Below are 18,411 nucleotides of genomic sequence, written 5' to 3' on the forward strand. Positions count from 1 at the left end.
TTCCTCATGATATTATCTCTAATGGTGTATATGCCAATAAGAATTTTTTATCCAAATGGGATCCAAATCTCACTTCTACCTTTCTATTGTCCCCAGAACCAGACAAATTCAATATACGTCCTTCTCCGTATACTTTATGTCTAACTTTCATTCCGATTTGGAAATCACTGTCTCCTGATTTCGCAAGGACCGATTCAAATTTTTCTTCGGATTTTTGGAACCTTTCCGCACGTGGAGTGGCATCGGGCCTTCTAACACCATAACGATTTTCGGTAAATTCCCCTTCCAAATATTCTTTTGGAATCTCCTCCAAAAATTGGGATGGTAACCTTGCATCCACTTCTCCAAATTTTCGAGTAAATCGACTAAAACTAATTTCTAAATGTTCTCTCGCTCGTGTGATTGCAACGTATGCAAGTCTTCTCTCTTCTTCAATTCCCTCAGGCGAATCAATGGAAAGAAAATGAGGAAAAGTCCCTTCTTCCATTCCAGTCATAAAAACATGAGGGAATTCTAATCCTTTCGCATTGTGAACTGTCATAAGTATCACGTAATCGGGAAGATCTTTTGAATTTTCTTCGCTAGTGATAAGAGAGATATTACTTAAGTATTCTTCTAAGGTTGCTTCCGAGTTGGTTTCTTCAAATTCCTTGAGTGCATTCACAAATTCATTTAAATTGGAAAGTCTCGAAAACGAATCCTCAGTACCTTCATTTTCCAAAAATTCACGATAACCAGAATGTTCCAAAACATCATAAGCAATTTCGGAAGGAGTTTTTTTTCTTAAATCTTCCATTGCTGATTCAAACATACGATACAATGAATGTAATTTTTGTGAGGTACCCTTTTTTATTTCAGGAATCGGTTGGCCTAAACACTCAAATAAAGATAATCCCTCTTTTACAGAATGTGTCAGAAGTCGATTGACAGTCGTATCGCCAATTCCTCTAGGAGGAGAGTTTATGATACGGAGTAAGGATGTTGAATCAACTGGATTCACGACAACTGACAAATAAGCAATTAGGTCTTTAACTTCTTTTCTGTCAAAAAAACGAAACCCTCCAAAAATTTTATAAGGAATTGCTCTTTTTCGAAGTGCCTCTTCAAAGTATCTGGATTGTGAATTGGTTCTGTAAAAAATAGCAAAATTGGAGTACTTTTTTCCTCTCCGGGAACCAGACAAAATTTTTTGAACGATTCCTTCCGATTCTTCCATTTCATTTTGATAGGCAGTAAGTTTAATTTTATCACCTAACGGGTTTTCAGTACGCAAGGTTTTGTTCGTTCTTTGTTTGTTATTCGCAATTAAGGCAGCCGCGGATTCAATGATGGTTTTTGTAGACCGATAGTTCTCTTCTAATTTAACAACAACTGCTTCAGGATAGTCTTTCTTGAAATTTAGAATATTCGAAATATCTGCGCCACGCCAGGAATAAATGGACTGATCATCATCTCCAACAACACATAAGTTTTTATGGAAGGATGAAAGTGACTGAACCAAATGGTATTGAATTTTATTGGTATCTTGGTATTCATCTACCATGATATATTTCCATAATCTCTGGTATTTCTCCAAAATTACGGGGAAATCACGAAATAAAATCACTGTCTTGAGAATCAAATCACCAAAGTCCAATGCATTACGTAATTGTTTCCTTTTTTCATATTCCAAAAATACGGAGGCAATAGATTTTGAATAAGCATCATCAGCCTTTTTTTTAGCAAATTCTTCAGCTGTTAAAAAGGAATCTTTGGCTTGTGAAAATTGGTTCGCAAGACTTGAGGGACGAAATTCTTTTGTGTCCATTTCCTTTGACTTTAAAATTTCTTTGATCAGTGACTCTTGCATATCACTGTCATACACTGTGAAATTACTCCCAAGTCCTAAAACCTTACCTTCTCTCCTCAATAAATACAAACAAAGTGAATGAAAGGTACGGACAAAGGGTTCATAGGTTCCATCCGGCAGTAAACTTCTGCATCTGGAGCGCATTTCCTCCGCAGCCTTATTTGTAAAAGTAACTGCCAAGATTTGGTTTGGATAAATTTTGTGATTGAGTATTAAATTTGCAATTCTGTAGGTGATCACCCTAGTTTTGCCAGAACCCGCACCAGCTAAAATCAGAAGTGGTCCATCGACCGTTTCAACAGCTAGTTTTTGTTCTGCATTTAGACCAACTAACTCCACTTAAAAACGCATGTCCCCAATTCCAAATACAAACTGGAAACTATTATTATCGGGATACAATCCAAAAGGTCTATCTTCTACACCCGTATAACGTATCTTTTGTGCAAAATACAAACGAAGAGGTAATACTGGAATTTGGATCCTTAAACCGAAACCCCAAGAAAATCGAAAATTAGACATGGATAGGTTTTTACTTGAAAGCACCAAATTCCCCGGGTCGTTCACTACAAGTGGAGAATCGTAGATTTTTTTACCAAAAGAATTATAGTTTTCAAATAGGTATGTTTCGACTGGTTCTGTTGATCTTTGAGATGCAACCAAACTATCATAGTTCTTAAAAAATTCCTTTCGTTCTCCGACGGCACGATTGATCTGCTCATACATCGAACCTGCATCAAAGAAGATCACAAACCATAATAAGGAAGGCTCAATTGGAAACCTTAATTCAGATGTAAATAGAACCCTACTGGATGCGCCGTCTTTCCATTCATCAGGATAGTATTTATCATCAAAAAACCACCCTCGTAAGGACTCATAACCACCGAGAAATAATCTGTCTTGTACTTGGATATATGGAATCCTTTCTTTATCTTGGTTTCTATACTTTGGAGTCCTTTCAAAAGTAAAAACAGAGGAAGTTCTAAATTGTTGGACAACTCTCCATCTTCGCAGAGCATTTTTTCGGATTAAACCAAAGAAGGTATAATCGAACCATGTATGATAATATTCTAATATAGGACTAAATTGGTCAAAATGGCTTTCTCCACCTAAAAATTGACCCACATTATCAACTGAAAAAATTAAGTGAAAACCTTGTGTTGAGTTAAATATGTTGTCACGGCTATCGTAGGCTAGACCATTCGTCAACTGTGAACGAAATTGCCATCCGCGATCCACTTCGGCAAGTACTTGGTCTGATACAAGGGAAGTAGGCCTTGTTGAGGCAAAAAAGGATGGAGAATAACGATGGAAATGTGTCCAGTTAATGAGAAACCTGTGTCCAATACCAGCACTGACTCCCACTCCTGATCTTTCATAGGAAGCAACTTCTTTAATCCCTTGGTTGTTATTTTCTGTAATGGAAGTGGCTCCCACAAACAAAGTACGTGAGGAATAAAAAGCAGAAAGAGTTAAGGACCAAGGTTTGTCCATAAACCATGGTTCTGTCCAAGAGATTTGTAAGTACCTTCGAATGGGACCAAATTCCACCCTACCTGTAATTTGTTGCCCAGATCCGTTTAAGTTATTTTCCCCTAACTGCGTGAAAATGGAAAATCCAGTGATGGTTCCGTATCCACCCCCCATCGAAACAGTTCCTGTTGGTTGTTCAACAAGTTCGATGATTAGGTTCATTTTTGTCTCATCTGAACCTGGTCTCATATTGAAGTTTACTTCTTTAAAGTAACCCAAGTTAAAGATCCTTTCCCTGGATCTGTTTACTAGAGTGGAGTTAAATAAATCACCTGGTTTGAATAATAATTCGCGTCGAATGACTCGGTCTTGGGTTTTTTTATTTCCCTTAATGATGATATTTTCGATGAATGCTAAGTTATTTTCACGGATCGTAAAATCAACGTGGATGAATTTTTTACCACGTAACTTCGGATCTTCTTCATAAATTTTTCTGAGTTTTGCAACGTTTAGTCGGCTGTATTCTTCATTACAATCAGCAATTGCATCGGGATTTCCTCTTTTATCACAATTTTCATAACGTGACAAGGATCCATCACTAAGTTCTATGACTTTTCTTCTTGGAATTACCTGAGCAAATAAGTATCCTTTAGCCGAATAAGCTTCGTTAATCGAGGATCTATCCTTTTGAAATTTTGTCTCATCAAAAACTTCTCCCACATCGGCAGGAGCAAATTCAAACTGGTCTTCTAAAAATTTAACAGGGTAAACAGGAGACCACTCCTCTTTTGGAGTTCCAATTGGATTGTTTTCTTTATTTAAAAACTGTGGCATCCCATTAGGAGCAATGGTTAAGTCGTGATTCGTTGTATAACCGTTATAAAAGTATTGTTCCCCTTCTATAATCTTAAAATTAACAATGACAACACGTTTATCTTTTTTCTTGGGATTTTCCCAACGGATTTCCCAGTTTGTACCTTCATTACTAATTTCTGCGTCTACATATCCCCTAGATTTTAGATAAGCAGCAATTTTTTGTTTGTCTGATTCAAAAGCAGACTCTTTGAATACACCCGATTCAATGATACCACTTTCCTTCAAATCCATGATACCTTGGATATCGTATGTATCGATTTCATTATTACCAAAGATATTGATTTTACTGACAGGAATTTCTTCACCCTCATCAATAATAAACTTTACCTTAACCGTATTTGTTTCTGGATTCACTGGTTCCGTTTCAAAACGGACATAGGCTAGAAAAAATCCTTCATCTCGGTATTTTTTCAATATCACTTCCTTTGAAAGAGTCACTTTCTTCGGAGTAATGACTTCGTTTTCCTTCAGTGGAATTTTATCTCTTAAGTCAGAAGGGAAAACTTCATCAGCACCTATAAAATCAATATCTTTTACTCTTGGTCGTTCTTTTACAAGGACTAAGATTTTGACTCCGTCACCATCGGCTTCCCCTTGGATGTCGATGTGATAAAAAAAACCAGAAACAAACAATGCTCGCATATCAGCATTGAGTAAACCCTGGGAAAGTTGGATCCCAGGCCTCATATCCATTAATTCTAAAATATCATCCGAAGATGTATTGATGTTTCCTTTAAATTCTATTTTTGTAATGACTTTATCGATAAATACAGATCGGTTTGACCATAATGATACCCACTCTGCTGATGTTATCAAAAGCAAAGACAATACAAATAGACTAAGGTATTTTAAATTTTTACGAAGTTTCAAAAATTACTTTGTAGTACCTTTTACCATTGCAAGATTAAAGCGACTAACACCTGCAGCATTCACTGCATCTATCACTTTAACAACAACTTGGTAGGAAGCACCACCATCTCCGCGAATGATCACTTTGTTTTTTTTGGGATCTCTTTCTTTTTCTGGTCCTAAAAAACCATTTATTTTATCCGTCAGTCCTTCTAGGGGAACTGGTTCGGAATTTTGATCCAAATAAATTTTGCCCTGTTTATCTACAGTGATAACTAGTTCATCTTTTTGTTTTTCTTTTGCAACACTTGAAGATCTTGGCAATTCCACTTTTAAAGCAGTATTTTTTTCCAATGTTGCATTCATTAGAAAGTAAATTACAATAAACGAAATCACATCGATTAGCGGTGCAAGTTCGATATTATTAAATGACTTTGTCGTTTTACGAAATTTCATTTTTTGTTATCGTTTGTTCAAATGAGGAAGAACTAAATCTGTTACGTTTTCCATTTCCGTAATTTTTTCTTCCTTCATTCTAGAAAAAACATTATAAAAAATATAAGCAGGGATGGCAATTCCAAGTCCCATTGCAGTCGTGATGAGTGCTTCCGAGATACCCACTTCGGCACCTTGTGTTCCCGCACCTTCTGCAAAGGACCTTACAATACCAATCACAGTTCCAAGAACCCCTAACAATGGTGCAATCGTTGCAATCGTCCCAAGTCCAGTGAGGTAACGTTCCATCAAATAAATTTGTCGGAAACCTTCCTGTTTGATATCCTCTTCCCAGAACGACACACCCCGGCGTTTTAAGTCAAAAGCCATTCGGAGTAAGATTGCTGCGGGAGATTGTACGTCTTGTGTGAGGACATCCTTTGCATCATCCCACTTACCTTCCCTGGCAAGTTCTCTTACCCTACGAAAGTGATCTTGTGGGATACTTTTTAATCTCCAATAATACACAAGTCGTTCCACGATGATCGTAAAACCAACGATGGATACAAAAATGATTAGGATGGGAATGGTTTGTGGAGGAACCGATGAAATGATTGAATCTGATTTAGCGAAAGGAAAAGACATGAATGAGACCCCATTGAAGGATTACGAATAGAGTTTTCAGTCTTCCCTTTTTCGCCAAATACTATTTTTAAAGGACTAACCAGCTTTTTTCATCAAAAGGTCAGTTGCTGCTTTGAGAACCGCTGAGGTCACCTGTTTTCCCCCAATCATCCGTGCCAGCTCCCGTTTCCTCTCTTCAAAATCCAAAATCGATGCTTCCGAGACAGTACGACCACCTTCTTGCCGTTTTTCGATCTTAATTTGGTGGTCTCCCGCCGCAGCCACTTGTTGGGTGTGAGTGATGAGAAGGATTTGTGAATTTCGTGCTAGTTTTTTAAGCTTTGTGGCCATTGCCTCCGCCGCTTCACCGCCAAGACCCGTATCCACCTCGTCGAGAACGAGCATTTGAGGTGAAGGAGCTTGTTTGCCAAGGACACTACGAAGTGCAAGCATCACCCTAGACAGTTCACCCCCAGAAGCTACTTTGCGAAGAGGTCGCGGTTTTTCGCCTGGGTTGGCGCTGAAATAGAATTCGATTTGGTCAAGCCCTGATTCTGACAGAAAATAGGACTTAGATCCTTCCTCAACTTCACCTTCAGGATTTTCCTCCCAACGAAGGACAACTTGGAGTTTTCCTCCCTCGAGGCCCAAGTCCACCATTTCCTTTTGTACTTCTTCTTCAAATTGCGAAATGGCATTCCTTCTTAACTTTGAAAGTTGGAATCCTAATTCTTTGAGTTCCGCCAAACATTGGTCTTTTTTGATTCGTAAAAAATCTTCATCACCAGCCTGTTCTTTCCAACGTTCTAGTTCTGATTTTTTTTCTTCTAGGAGTTGGTTGATTTCTCCAATACTACCATTGTATTTTTTCTTTAATTTTTTAAGGTCTTGGAGCCTTGCTTGCACCATATCTAACCTTTCCGGACTGAAGAATAATTCTTCCTCTTCTTCCCGGATCACAGACTTCAAAGATTTAAGTCTGTCATACACTTCTTCCCATTCCTCTAACATATCTCTTTTTTCAGGGATGAGAATGGTTACTTTTTGGATCGCATGGATGAGGCTAGGGAATACTTTGAGGATGGAATTTTCCTTTTCCGAAAGTTCTTCTAACACCAAACGGTAGTTTTCTGCTAATTTTTCTCCATTCGCGAGTAAACTTTCTTCGGAACTTAAACTTTCTTCTTCTCCGTCTTTCGGAGCAATTGCCTCTATTTCTTCTACCTCATATTCTAAGATCTCTTTTCGTTTTAACATGGTTTTCCGAGTTTCTTCAAAATCAGAAAGTTTTTGTTTCCAGTGACGGTATTGTTGTAAGGCAGATTTGAATTTAAATTTTAGCGACTCCAAATTTCCAAATCGATCTAGAAATTCCAATTGGTTGGATTTTTCTAATAGAAAGAGTTGTTCGTTTTGGCAATGGATCTCAGCCATTGTTTTGCCTAGTTCCCGTAAATGAGTGGTGGAAGCAAGACTCTCACCGATTTTCACTCTTGCCTTTCCATCTTTCATGAGTTCCTTTGTGATGACAATTTCATCACCACTATAACGAAAACCTTGTTCCATCAAATAATCTTTTGTTTGGTTTTGGCCAGTGAGGGATAAGACGGCCTGTAAGGAATAACGATCTTTCCCCTGCCGAATATTGGCAGTAGAACACCTTCCACCAAAAAGCGAAGCCAATGCATCGAAAATTAAAGATTTTCCAGCACCAGATTCTCCAGTGAAGACGGACAAACCATCCGAGAGGGAAAGTTCAAGAGATTCAAAAAGGGCAAAATCCTTAATTTTCAAATGTGTGATCATGTAGACTCCTGTTTGCTATACATATAGTTACTACTTAACATATAAGTAGTCAACGAAATTTTTTGAAAAACTTAAAAATTCTCAATTTCTCTTCCCTTCCTTTTTGAAACTCTGGTGGAAAAGGCAGCTTATGAAAGATCTTGAAGGCAAAATCCACCTCGTTTCAAGTTTACCCCTATTCCGTAGTCTTTCCAAAAAAGAAAAAACTTGGGTGGCAGAGTCAGTTCACATTGTGGAAAGAGAACGAGAGGAAATTCTTTTCACAGCGGGTGATAGTGATCGCAGTTTATTTTTAATTCTTTCGGGCGGGATTAAATTGTTTCTCCCCAAAAAAGGGGAAGGCAAACGGGAAGAAGAAGTTCAATACTTAAAAAAAGGGGAATATTTTGGAATCCAAGCTTTATTGACGGGTGAAAAACACAACCATACTGCCGTTACAGTAACTGAATCAAGATTTTTAGTTTTATCCCAATCAGAATTCCAAAAATTAATCCAAAAAATTCCATACCTTTCCATCACCTTTTCCAAAATGCTGACTAAATCCTTACGTGGAGAACTGTTAGGCGGAAAAGAATACTTTCGCAATTCTGTTGTATGTTTGGTTCATTCCGATCCGATTACCAAAGACCGATTTGCCGATGAACTTGTAAAAATGATCGAATTGGAATCTGGTAAAAAAGCCATTATCCTCCATTTTTCCCAAAACGGAGGAAACAATTCTCCTTATTCTAAATCGTATAAATTTAAAGATGAGGACCGTATCAAGGAAACTTTAGGCAAACATTATGCAAGCCATTCCTTTATTTTTTTAGAAGTATTCCCTGATACAGATCATGAATTAAAACAACTGTTTCTAGATGAAGCAGATCATATCGAAAATCTAATCTCTAAAGAATTCTCATCTAATTTATGTGATTCGATCACAAAAGATGCCAAAGAAAGCCAAATCCTCTACCATGAAACCAATATCAGGGATATTTTAGACCACGGCAAATGGGATATTTTCATTCGTAGGAAAGCAAGAGAACTTTCAGGGGTAGAGGTGGGTGTAGCACTTGGTGGAGGGGCTGCCCTTGGTCTTGCGCAAGTGGGGATCATGAAGGTGATGGAAGAAGAAGGTATCGTCCCCGACATGATCGCTGGAACTAGTATCGGTGCCATCATCGGGGCGTTTTGGGCGAGTGGCCTTGGTTACAAAGGGATCCTTCCTTTACTCGGTGAAATTGATAGTCTTTTTAAAATGTTCAAACTGGTCGATTTATCCTTTCCGGGACAAGGTTTACTTCACGGAAAACATGTAAGAACACTCCTCGAAAAATACTTAGGTGATTTGTACTTTGAGGATTTACCAATCAAACTAAGGCTCATTAGTTGTGATATCTCAACAAGGCAAGAAATTGTTTTATCGGAAGGTAAGGTCCTCGATGCAGTGATGGCAAGTATTTCCATCCCAGGAGTCTTTGTCCCCCAACCACAAGAAAATGGAAAAACCTATGTAGATGGGGGGATTGTAAACCCTCTCCCTGTATCTGCACTCACCCAAGAAGGGATCCAAAAAATCATCGCCATTAACTCCATGCCGAGTTCCAAAGATGAAATGAAAACAAACAAACTCCTCAATCTAAATGTACTCGATATCATTGTGAACAGTTTGTATTCGTTGCAGTACCGAATTGGTAAATATAGCGCACAAGAAGCAGATGTCTATTTAAATCCAATCCTCCCCAATTCAAATTGGTTTGAATTTTGGAGGAGTAAGGAGTTTATTGAACTAGGGGAAACAGTGGCAAAAAGTTCGCTTGATGAAATCAAACAACTGTTTAGCGAAAAAAATTAATCCCTATCAGGCGATAAAATCACAATATTAAATGGATTTCTTTCATTTTTCTCTGATTCCGATAGTGTTTCGGAAAATCGAAGGGCACCGGTAATCACAGTACCAGTTGTCAGACCAGCAAAAATCCCTTCCTTTTCATAAAGGTCAGCTTGCAGGTGTAAGGCTTCGTCTTTTGTTACATGGAAATAATGGTCAATGAGTTTTGGATCATAGACTGCAGGAAGGCGAATCCTTTCTCGTTCTTTTGGATTGTCTGTTTTTCCATATTCCATAAAAGGAGAGTTTTGTTTTCCAGCAATGATGACCTTTACCCTTCTGTCTTGAGACTTCAAGTAACGACCAATTCCCGTAATGGCCCCACCAGAACCAGGAGCAGAGATCACAGCACCAACCTTCCCTTGTAAATCACGCCAAATTTCAGGACCAGTTGTTTTAAAATGAAAATTGGGATTGGCTGGGTTTTCGAGCTCATCAGGCAAATATCCACCCATTTTTTTGGATTTCTCTTCCGCAAGTTCCACTAACTTCAAAGGATCGGATTCATTTGTCACTGTCACTTCTGCACCATAACTCCTGAGGAGTTGGACTCGTTCGGGAGAGGTTGTGAGTGGAACCAGGCAATAAACGGGGTACCCTTTCACTTTTCCGATCCATGTGAAACTGACAGAAGAAGATCCAGCGCCGGAAAGGATAATCGGCATTCCTTTTTTTAATTTTCCACGTTTTTCAGCATCTAATACCATCGCAATGGCAGTTCGATCCTTTGCAGAACCAGTAGGGTTTAAAAACTCGGCTTTTAAATAAAACTGAACTCCCGCATATTCGGAACCGATTCGATTCAATCGGATAAGCGGGGTATTGCCAATCAATTGTAAGACATTGTCCTTAATGGGTTTGGCAACGGAAAGTTCCTTTCCAAAGATACCTTGTACATTGTTTAGCGCTTGCAACAAACTGTTGCCAAAGTCATCAATCCCTTTGGAAATTGGATCTATCATTTATTTAACTTTGATTAACTCAACATCAAACACAAGTGTAGAGTTGGCAGGGATTGGACCTACAGCTCTGTCACCGTATCCAAACTTTGGAGGAATGGTAAGTTTACGTTTTCCACCTTCCTTCATACCAACAATCCCACGTTCCCAACCTTGGATCACTTGGCCTTGTCCCAATTGGAAACTAAATGGTTCCCCTCTGTCGACAGAAGAATCAAATACCTTTCCATTGGTAAGTTTTCCCGTATAGTGAACCACCACGGTAGTTCCACGGATCGCCTCTTTCCCTAACCCTTGTTTGGTGTCTTGGATAAGTAGTTCGTCAGCAGAAAGCCCTGTCGCGAATAGAAATAAACTGAGAGTTAAAAATAACTGTTTCATGTGGCTAATTATACACTCTTTCTGTACAACCAGGGAACATCTTTTAGGTTCTTTTCTTCAAATTTTTGAATAAAATCTGCTTTTTGGAGGGTAAGGCCAATGTCATCCAAACCATTGAGAAGGCAATGTTTACGGAAGGCATCCACTTCAAATGGGTATTTTTTCCCTTCCTCTGTGATGACAACTTGGTTTTCCAAATCAATTTCCAAATTGGCACCAGGTTTTTTGTCGATCGTTTGGAAAATTTCTTGGATTTGGGATTCAGGCAAAACAATCGGTAACATTCCGTTCTTAAAACAGTTATTGTAAAAAATATCTGCATAGGATGGAGAAAGGATGGAACGAAATCCATAATCTTCAAGTGCCCAAGGTGCGTGTTCACGAGAAGAACCACATCCAAAATTGTCACGAGTGACAAGAATTGTGGCACCTTGGTATCTAGGTGCATTGAGGACAAAGTCTGGGTTTGGTTTTTGCCCTGCATCATCCAGAAATCTCCAATCATGGAATAAATGTTTTCCAAACCCTGACCTTTCGATTTTACGAAGGAATTGTTTGGGGATGATTTGGTCTGTGTCTACGTTTGCTTTGTCAAGTAAGGCTGCGATCCCTTTTAATTTCGTAAATGCTTTCATCTTATTTCCACTCCCGAATGTCTACAAAATGACCTTCAACAGCAACTGCTGCTGCCATTGCTGGTCCTACTAAATGTGTCCTTCCACCTTTTCCTTGTCTTCCTTCAAAGTTCCTGTTGGAAGTGGAAGCACAACGATCCCCTGGAGATAATACATCATCATTCATAGCAAGGCACATAGAACAACCTGGGTTACGCCATTGGAAACCAGCTTCGAGGAAAATTTGATCGAGTCCTTCACTTTCCGCTTGGCGTTTCACACGACCAGAACCTGGAACAATGATGGCTTCCACATCTTTACTCACCTTTTTCCCTTTGACCGTGTTTGCGACAACACGAAGGTCTTCAATCCTTGAATTGGTGCAGGATCCAATGAATACTTTATTCACTTTTACGTCTGAAAGTTTTTGTCCTGGTTTAAGATCCATATACGCTAACGCTGATTCTGCGGATTTACGTTGGACAGGGTCTGTAAAATCATTTGGACTTGGAACTGTAGCCGTTACAGGAATGACTTGGCCAGGGGATGTTCCCCAAGACACCATAGGTGCAATTTCATTTGCATTTAATGTAACAGTTTTATCAAACTTAGCACCTGGGTCAGTGGCATACGCTTTCCACTTAGCAGCCGCTATCTCAAACTGTTCTCCTTTCGGAGCAAAGTCTCTACCTTTGATGTAGTTAATAGTCGTTTCATCAGGTGATATGAGACCTGCTCTTGCGCCTGCTTCAATCGCCATATTACAAATGGTCATTCGTCCTTCCATACTGAGGGAACGAATGGCTTCACCCGTAAATTCGATCACATAGCCAGTTGCACCGTCTGTCCCAATTTTTCCAATGATCGCAAGCACAATGTCTTTTGCGGATACAAGTGGAGAGAGTTTACCATCCACTCTGATTTCTAAGGTTTTTGGTTTTTTTTGGACGAGTGTTTGTGTTGCTAACACATGTTCCACTTCCGAAGTACCAATTCCAAATGCAAGGGCACCAAAAGCTCCATGTGTCGCCGTGTGAGAATCCCCACAAACAATTGTCATACCAGGATGGGTAAGTCCAAGTTCTGGTGCAACTACGTGAACAATCCCATTATCAGGATGGTTGATATCAAATAAAGTAATGCCGTTTTCTTTACAATTATCCATCAATGTTTGCATTTGCAAAACAGAAATGGGATCCACTGATTTCCAATCTCTTGTTCTCGTGGATACGTTGTGGTCCATCGTTGCAAAAGTTGCATCGGGACGTCTTACCTTTCGGTTGGTTAATTTTAAACTTTCGAAGGCCTGTGGGCTTGTTACCTCATGGACCAGGTGTCTATCAATATAGATTAGGCAGGTCCCATCTTCCTCGTGAACCAAATGGTCATTCCAAATCTTCTCAAACATGGTTTTCATAACTAGACTCCCCCACTTCCAGTCATAACTCGGACATGGGGGTCTGTGTCCAGGGAATTTGAAAAAATAGATTGATTCTTAAGGTGTTTGGACTGTTGAGCCGTCTACATAGGTCCCAGAAATACTGGAACAGTGGGCAGCTGCCGTGCCTGCCCCGCCAGTCAGAGGTGCTGTGTAGACACTGATGATGTATCCCACACTGGATTGGGTTACTTTGCAAGAACCGACGACACCCGTCTCTGTACACTTAGCCGTTTGTTTTGTCCCAGAGAGACAACTTGTCAAATACCCATAATAATTTTGGCAAACCCCTCCGCCAATCGCACAAGCAAATTTGTAGGTTTTGGTGGAACCTCCATTTAATAAATCAGTGAGGTCCGAATCGGAAACAGTTTGTACCGCAGTCCCATCAGTCAGTACAGTCAATGGATTTGTAGTACCACTTTCCGATTGGTAGACATAGAGGAGGTAACTCCCTGATTTGGTGAAACTAATGATTGTTTGGGTTGAGTCAGTTTTGGTGTATTCGGTTCCCTCTTTGGCAAGAGGGGCAACATTTAATTCCAAGGGGCAACTTGAGGAAGTATACACTGCTACCTTTGTGACTCGGGACAAAACGACTCTGGTCCCGATTTGTGCACCTTTGATTTGCATCACGGCGTAATAGGTATCTCCAGCGAGTAAAAATGAAACTGACTGGGAACTTGTGGTGATCCCTGTATAACCCGCTTTCAGCTGAGAACCAAGTCCTGCTACCGTACAACCACTTGCTCCCGATTCCTTTGCAAGGTAAAGTGAAGTAGCTGAATCATTTTTTTTAGTTTCACCAGAACAAAATAAAATTACAGAAAGGAAAACAAAATAAACAATGAACCATTTTACGTTTCTCAATTTTCCAACTGTCGACATTTTAGTATCTCCCTCGAAATGTAAGGATGGTTTTACCCAATTGTATCTCATCCAAATTGTGCAAAACTTTTGGACGTAATAATTTTTTGCCGTTTAAGTATACACCCGAATGGGAGAGACAATCAAACAATATATATTTACCCTTTCGGTTTTTTATCTTTGCATGGATGCCTGAAACATTCGGATCATGTAAGACAATATGATTGGATTCAAAATTGCCAATCGTCATCTCATCCCATTCTAATGGGATAGGTTCATACATTTGGCTCCCTTCTCTTACCTGGATTACCGCATATGTATAGGCAATTCCTGGCAAAATTTCCTTTTCTTTTGTCGCTATCGCAATTTCTCGATCCCTTGCAGCCTTCTCTAAAGTTTCTCCATACATACGATCATAAACGGCAAGTTCATCCTTTCGTTCCAGGTTTTCACCTTCAGGAACTAGGACTGCAGTTTTTTCGATTCTTTTATTGCGTTCATTCTGAACGGGTTCAAACCCTCTTAAATAATAAAGGGAAGCAATACAAAGTAAAATGAGAAAAAGACTGACTGGAAAAAAAACAAATGGATCTGAGATTTTAAGATATAAGGTTTGGAATGGAGATATATCATATTTGAATTCAAAACGAACACCATTGGTAACGGAAGTGAGTGTCCCAAAAATTTCATTTTCTTTCCATAGTGATAAATTCCAAGGAGAAGGATAAGAAATCACCCAATCAGGACTCATTGTTGCTTTTAGATCGGAAAATAAAAATTCAAAACTTTCCGACTTTGAAATTGGATAAAAATTTCCCTTTGTATAACTCACTAGTTTATTCGCTTCCAATGAATTGGGTGAAAGCACAATCAAACGGAAGTTCTTGTCGTTGATACGCCGAGCAAACTCAGGAATTTCAAATCGATCAGGCCATTCATTTGCAAAACTCACAAGCAACAAGATATGATCCTCGCTTGTTTCATTCGTTGGAATCGAATCAACAAATTGTTCCCAATTACGAATTGGAAACTGTGAGTTATTTTCCTTTGGGAAGGGAAAGGATACATCCAAAACTTGGGAGCGAATCCGTTCAAACACATGAAATGTTTGGTCCGACTGGATATGGAGCTTAGAATGGCCTCCACTTTGTTCCGACATTTTGACAAGTTGTTGGACAAGATGGAGTAACCACCTTCTGTCTTCCGCATTTGTATAACTGGGAATGGAAATATTCAGATAAAGTGGGTTTTTCGTTTCAAGTTGAGATAAATGGATATCTTCAGTGAGTCTTACGGTATTTCCCAATTGTTCTTGCAGGGTGTAACCACTTGGATGTAGATTTCCATTTACATGCAAACGGAGTTTTACGTCTGGATAGGACCTTAAGTCAATGGAACGTAATGAAACTGTGCCTTCTGGAAATAGGGCAACGGGCATAAGAAAAAAACAAAGGAAAACAACCCTACTGAAATAAAACAGATGCTTCCTTAAGTTGTTTCCCATATTCCGAATTTGGCTCCAATTGGTGGTTGTTTATGGGAAGCGTTTCAATCACTTCCCCTTCTTTCATTATCGTAACTTGGGATGCTAGACTTTCGATGATCCGAAGTTCATGTGTAATAAAAACAACTGTCATCCCTGATTTTGCAAAGTTTTGCACAGTTTCCAAGACAATTTTTTCAGAAAAAGCATCGAGCCCCGTTGTTGGCTCATCCAAAACTAAGATTTTTGGTAAACGAAGGAATGCTAACGTGAGTAAGATCCTCTGTTTTTCTCCACCCGAAAGGTTTTTGGCAACCCGATTCCAATGCCCGCGTGGGATGGATAATTGATCAAAATAGGATAAAACCATTTCTTCTGAAACAAGGGTTAAATTTGATAGTTTCAAAAAATCTAATACTTGGCTCCCAATGGTTCGATACGGATGGAAAGCTAAATTGGGGTTTTGTGGGACGAGGAAAACATTTTTTTTCTCAGTGAAATCTTTTGAAAAAACGTCACAACCTAACACAGAAAATTGATCATAAGTAAATTTGCTATCGTCTGGTAAAATGGAAAATAAAGCAAGAGCAAGAGTCGATTTTCCTGATCCAGATTCGCCGATGACACCATGAATGGTTCCGGCTTTGATTTCCATTCCAATGGATTTCCATATGGAATGGCCTTCTTTTGTGATTAACGAGGCATTTTTGATTTGGATGACAGGAGGATTAGTCGAGTCCAAACAATTCCTTCTCTATGATACTACAAAGTATATGTCCAATTAGAATATGGGATTCTTGAATCCTTGCAGTGACTTTAGAGGGAACAATCATTTCAACATCTGCTTTTCCTTTCAATTTCCCACCATCTCCACCAAGCAGTAAAACAACTTTCATTCCAATTTTTTTAGCTTCTTCAACCGCCAAAATGATGTTTTGCGAATTTCCAGAAGTTGTTAACCCAACAAAAACATCTTTTTGTTTCCCAAAAGCTTGGACTTGCCTTTGGAATAAAAATTCATATCCATAATCATTGGAACAAGCAGTTAACACCGCTTGGTCACTATTCAGTGCGATCGCAGGAATTGCTTTCCTTTCATTCCCTGATTTATAACGGACAACCAACTCCGCTGCAATATGCGATGCATCACAACTAGATCCACCATTTCCACAAAAAAACAAAGTTCCATCATTTCGTAATGAGTCGACTAACACGTTTCCTGCAGCGGATATATTTGGTAATAAAGAAGGAAGGAGTTGCTCTTTGACTCGGATGGATTCCTCAATTTGGGACTGGATGATTGTACTATGCTCCATGTTCTAATTCCTTTTCTCTTCTTTCTTGTATCAGATTGATTTTATTACCAAATTCTTTTAATGCAGAACCAAAACCATAAAGATTTTTTGTTTTGGAATGTGGGTTGTTTTGGTTACTCACTCCTAGGTTCAAATAAAACAATTCATCCCTTACGAGGCGTTTTTGCCTTTCGGTTGCGATTTTAACAAAAAAATCTTTACACTCGTCTCCAATGGCCAACATCGCAAGTGCCAAAGAGTTCGGTGACATTTGTAATAACAATTGTTCCTGCCAAAATCTTTCCCAACCCAGTACAACCCGCCAATCATCTCTTGGAGCATCGGTCTCTAAAAATAAATCAGCTTTTGGTATGGCAAATTGATTTAGAAAGTCATCCAATTTCCCAATTTCTTTGGTAAGATTTTGGTTCAAATCACCCTCATCAACAAATAACACACCTGCCCATTTGCCATCTTTATTTTTATACAAATGGTTATCGGCGACTAAGATGATGGAATAATCTTCACCTTCGATTCGAAATAGTTTTTCATTTGTTTTTGTTAAGCGAAACTTTTTTGTCTCGGTCACTAGACCTGAATTGACCTGTTTTGTGGGGAGTTTCTTTTTCCAAGATTCGTTTGCGGTAGCCCATTCCATAAGAAACGATTTTGGTTCTTTTTTTCGTTTTTCAGAATCGAGTCCTTTTTCACTCTGATCTGATTGGAATAGGGATAGGATTTGATTCCAAAATCCCCTTTTCTTTGGTGAACTATTTTTTGCCATAGTCTTTTCTTACATTGGAAGGTCGTTCCAACTTCAATTTGTCCAGTTCATATAATTTCGCATATTTCAAAAAAGTCGAAAATGAGGAAGCAAGGGCGATCCATAAACCTGGGATTCCATCTAAAAATCCAAATTTAAATACGTAAATTTCAATGAATTTTCCGAGTGGCTTCAAAATCGTTTTGAGTAAAGAAAAAGATTCTCCTTTCGCATAACGAGTATAAGCAACTATACTTGAGAATTGATTGATCGTATTAATCTGATGGCTAAAATCAGTAAAACTGTAATGTAAGATATCACCTTTCATTACCTTTCCCCGAGATCCCGTTTTTAATTCGATAAAGTCATGAGGGTTTTCACCGACCCAACCTGCACTTTCCTTTCGGAACAATCGGTAACGGCGTTGGGGATACCAACCACTATACCGGATCCACTTTCCTAAATGGAAAGTAAGCCTTGCTATTTTAAATCCCTCACAATGGATTTCCTCTGCTTCGAGGAATGTAAGGATTGATTTTTGGAGTGTTTCATTTGCTCTTTCATCTGCATCTAACGATAAAATCCAATCATTGTTACAATAGGAGATAGCCTTGTTTTTTTGTTCGACATGGCCGGGAAAAGGAGCTTCGTAAAATCGAACGGATGGGAATGAAGTTGCGATTTCTTTTGTTTTGTCTGTACTGAAGGAATCAAGTACAATAATTTCATCTGCAAATGTTAAAACAGATCGAATACAATCACCAATATTTTTTTCTTCATTGAAGGTGATGATAGCCACCGACAATTTTCTTTTTCTCTTGCCATCCAT

16 protein-coding genes are annotated in these 18,411 nt (G+C 38.9%); 1 reads left to right on the forward strand and 15 read right to left on the reverse strand.

Features of this window, described 5'->3' with window-relative positions:
- Positions 1-4: 4 nt before the first annotated feature.
- The 5 genes from CH354_RS09015 to recN form a co-directional block, all read right to left on the reverse strand.
- Positions 5-2,188, reverse strand: a complete 2,184-nt coding sequence (locus CH354_RS09015; RefSeq protein WP_100726719.1) for an ATP-dependent helicase — start codon at positions 2,186-2,188, stop codon at positions 5-7.
- Positions 2,189-5,065, reverse strand: coding sequence for a BamA/OMP85 family outer membrane protein (locus CH354_RS09020; RefSeq protein ID WP_100726718.1), 2,877 nt, complete (start codon positions 5,063-5,065; stop codon positions 2,189-2,191).
- Positions 5,066-5,068: 3 nt separating this feature from the next.
- Positions 5,069-5,500: an ExbD/TolR family protein gene (locus CH354_RS09025; protein WP_100726717.1), complete on the reverse strand. Its 432-nt coding sequence runs from the start codon at positions 5,498-5,500 to the stop codon at positions 5,069-5,071.
- A gap of 6 nt (positions 5,501-5,506) precedes the next feature.
- The gene (locus tag CH354_RS09030) at positions 5,507-6,124 is read right to left on the reverse strand and encodes a MotA/TolQ/ExbB proton channel family protein (RefSeq protein WP_100717075.1); all 618 of its coding nucleotides are present in this window, start codon (positions 6,122-6,124) and stop codon (positions 5,507-5,509) included.
- Between the two features lie 75 nt (positions 6,125-6,199).
- Positions 6,200-7,909, reverse strand: coding sequence for a DNA repair protein RecN (recN, locus tag CH354_RS09035; RefSeq protein WP_100726716.1), 1,710 nt, complete (start codon positions 7,907-7,909; stop codon positions 6,200-6,202).
- Between the two features lie 130 nt (positions 7,910-8,039).
- Between recN and CH354_RS09040 the strand changes: the two genes are divergently transcribed.
- Positions 8,040-9,746 (forward strand): patatin-like phospholipase family protein, encoded by a 1,707-nt coding sequence (locus tag CH354_RS09040; RefSeq protein ID WP_100726715.1) that lies wholly within the window; start codon positions 8,040-8,042, stop codon positions 9,744-9,746.
- On the opposite strand, the gene CH354_RS09045 is transcribed toward CH354_RS09040, so the two are convergent.
- The 10 genes from CH354_RS09045 to CH354_RS09090 form a co-directional block, all read right to left on the reverse strand.
- Positions 9,743-10,744 (reverse strand): PLP-dependent cysteine synthase family protein, encoded by a 1,002-nt coding sequence (locus tag CH354_RS09045; protein ID WP_100726714.1) that lies wholly within the window; start codon positions 10,742-10,744, stop codon positions 9,743-9,745. The two genes, CH354_RS09040 and CH354_RS09045, sit on opposite strands and share 4 nt — an antisense overlap.
- Positions 10,745-11,122 (reverse strand): FKBP-type peptidyl-prolyl cis-trans isomerase, encoded by a 378-nt coding sequence (locus CH354_RS09050; protein ID WP_100726713.1) that lies wholly within the window; start codon positions 11,120-11,122, stop codon positions 10,745-10,747.
- 8 nt (positions 11,123-11,130) lie between these two features.
- Positions 11,131-11,757 (reverse strand): 3-isopropylmalate dehydratase small subunit, encoded by a 627-nt coding sequence (gene leuD, locus CH354_RS09055; protein ID WP_100766406.1) that lies wholly within the window; start codon positions 11,755-11,757, stop codon positions 11,131-11,133.
- A 1-nt stretch (position 11,758) separates the two neighbouring features.
- Positions 11,759-13,153, reverse strand: coding sequence for a 3-isopropylmalate dehydratase large subunit (gene leuC / locus CH354_RS09060; protein WP_100717081.1), 1,395 nt, complete (start codon positions 13,151-13,153; stop codon positions 11,759-11,761).
- A gap of 78 nt (positions 13,154-13,231) precedes the next feature.
- Entirely contained in the window at positions 13,232-14,062 is an 831-nt protein-coding gene (locus CH354_RS09065) for a hypothetical protein (RefSeq protein ID WP_100726711.1), read from the reverse strand.
- 1 nt (position 14,063) lies between these two features.
- Entirely contained in the window at positions 14,064-15,545 is a 1,482-nt protein-coding gene (locus CH354_RS09070; protein ID WP_100726710.1) for an FHA domain-containing protein, read from the reverse strand.
- Positions 15,505-16,266 carry an ATP-binding cassette domain-containing protein gene (locus CH354_RS09075; protein ID WP_238761027.1) on the reverse strand — a complete coding sequence of 254 codons (762 nt, stop codon included), beginning with the start codon at positions 16,264-16,266 and terminating at the stop codon, positions 15,505-15,507. The genes CH354_RS09070 and CH354_RS09075 overlap by 41 nt, the downstream gene beginning before the upstream one ends.
- Positions 16,253-16,840, reverse strand: a complete 588-nt coding sequence (locus CH354_RS09080) for a D-sedoheptulose 7-phosphate isomerase (protein WP_100726709.1) — start codon at positions 16,838-16,840, stop codon at positions 16,253-16,255. The genes CH354_RS09075 and CH354_RS09080 overlap by 14 nt, the downstream gene beginning before the upstream one ends.
- Entirely contained in the window at positions 16,830-17,603 is a 774-nt protein-coding gene (locus tag CH354_RS09085; protein WP_100726708.1) for an LBBP_01157 family protein, read from the reverse strand. Before CH354_RS09085 ends, CH354_RS09080 begins: the two co-directional genes overlap by 11 nt.
- Complete coding sequence (locus tag CH354_RS09090; RefSeq protein WP_100726707.1) at positions 17,590-18,411, reverse strand: glycosyltransferase family 2 protein; 822 nt, start codon at positions 18,409-18,411, stop codon at positions 17,590-17,592. Before CH354_RS09090 ends, CH354_RS09085 begins: the two co-directional genes overlap by 14 nt.

Source organism: Leptospira levettii, from assembly GCF_002812085.1.
Classification (GTDB): Bacteria; Spirochaetota; Leptospiria; order Leptospirales; family Leptospiraceae; genus Leptospira_A; species Leptospira_A levettii.

Bases quoted from the DNA above. Each gene is read 5' to 3' on its own strand.
- CH354_RS09065 (WP_100726711.1), bottom strand. From the start codon at position 14,062: ATGTCGACAGTTGGAAAATTGAGAAACGTAAAATGGTTCATTGTTTAT.
- leuD (WP_100766406.1), bottom strand. From the start codon at position 11,757: ATGAAAGCATTTACGAAATTAAAAGGGATCGCAGCCTTACTTGACAAA.
- recN (WP_100726716.1), bottom strand. From the start codon at position 7,909: ATGATCACACATTTGAAAATTAAGGATTTTGCCCTTTTTGAATCTCTT.
- CH354_RS09085 (WP_100726708.1), bottom strand. From the start codon at position 17,603: ATGGCAAAAAATAGTTCACCAAAGAAAAGGGGATTTTGGAATCAAATC.
- CH354_RS09080 (WP_100726709.1), bottom strand. From the start codon at position 16,840: ATGGAGCATAGTACAATCATCCAGTCCCAAATTGAGGAATCCATCCGA.
- CH354_RS09025 (WP_100726717.1), bottom strand. From the start codon at position 5,500: ATGAAATTTCGTAAAACGACAAAGTCATTTAATAATATCGAACTTGCA.
- CH354_RS09050 (WP_100726713.1), bottom strand. From the start codon at position 11,122: ATGAAACAGTTATTTTTAACTCTCAGTTTATTTCTATTCGCGACAGGG.
- CH354_RS09045 (WP_100726714.1), bottom strand. From the start codon at position 10,744: ATGATAGATCCAATTTCCAAAGGGATTGATGACTTTGGCAACAGTTTG.
- CH354_RS09090 (WP_100726707.1), bottom strand. From the start codon at position 18,411: ATGGATGGCAAGAGAAAAAGAAAATTGTCGGTGGCTATCATCACCTTC.
- CH354_RS09030 (WP_100717075.1), bottom strand. From the start codon at position 6,124: ATGTCTTTTCCTTTCGCTAAATCAGATTCAATCATTTCATCGGTTCCT.
- CH354_RS09070 (WP_100726710.1), bottom strand. From the start codon at position 15,545: ATGGGAAACAACTTAAGGAAGCATCTGTTTTATTTCAGTAGGGTTGTT.
- leuC (WP_100717081.1), bottom strand. From the start codon at position 13,153: ATGAAAACCATGTTTGAGAAGATTTGGAATGACCATTTGGTTCACGAG.
- CH354_RS09040 (WP_100726715.1), top strand. From the start codon at position 8,040: ATGAAAGATCTTGAAGGCAAAATCCACCTCGTTTCAAGTTTACCCCTA.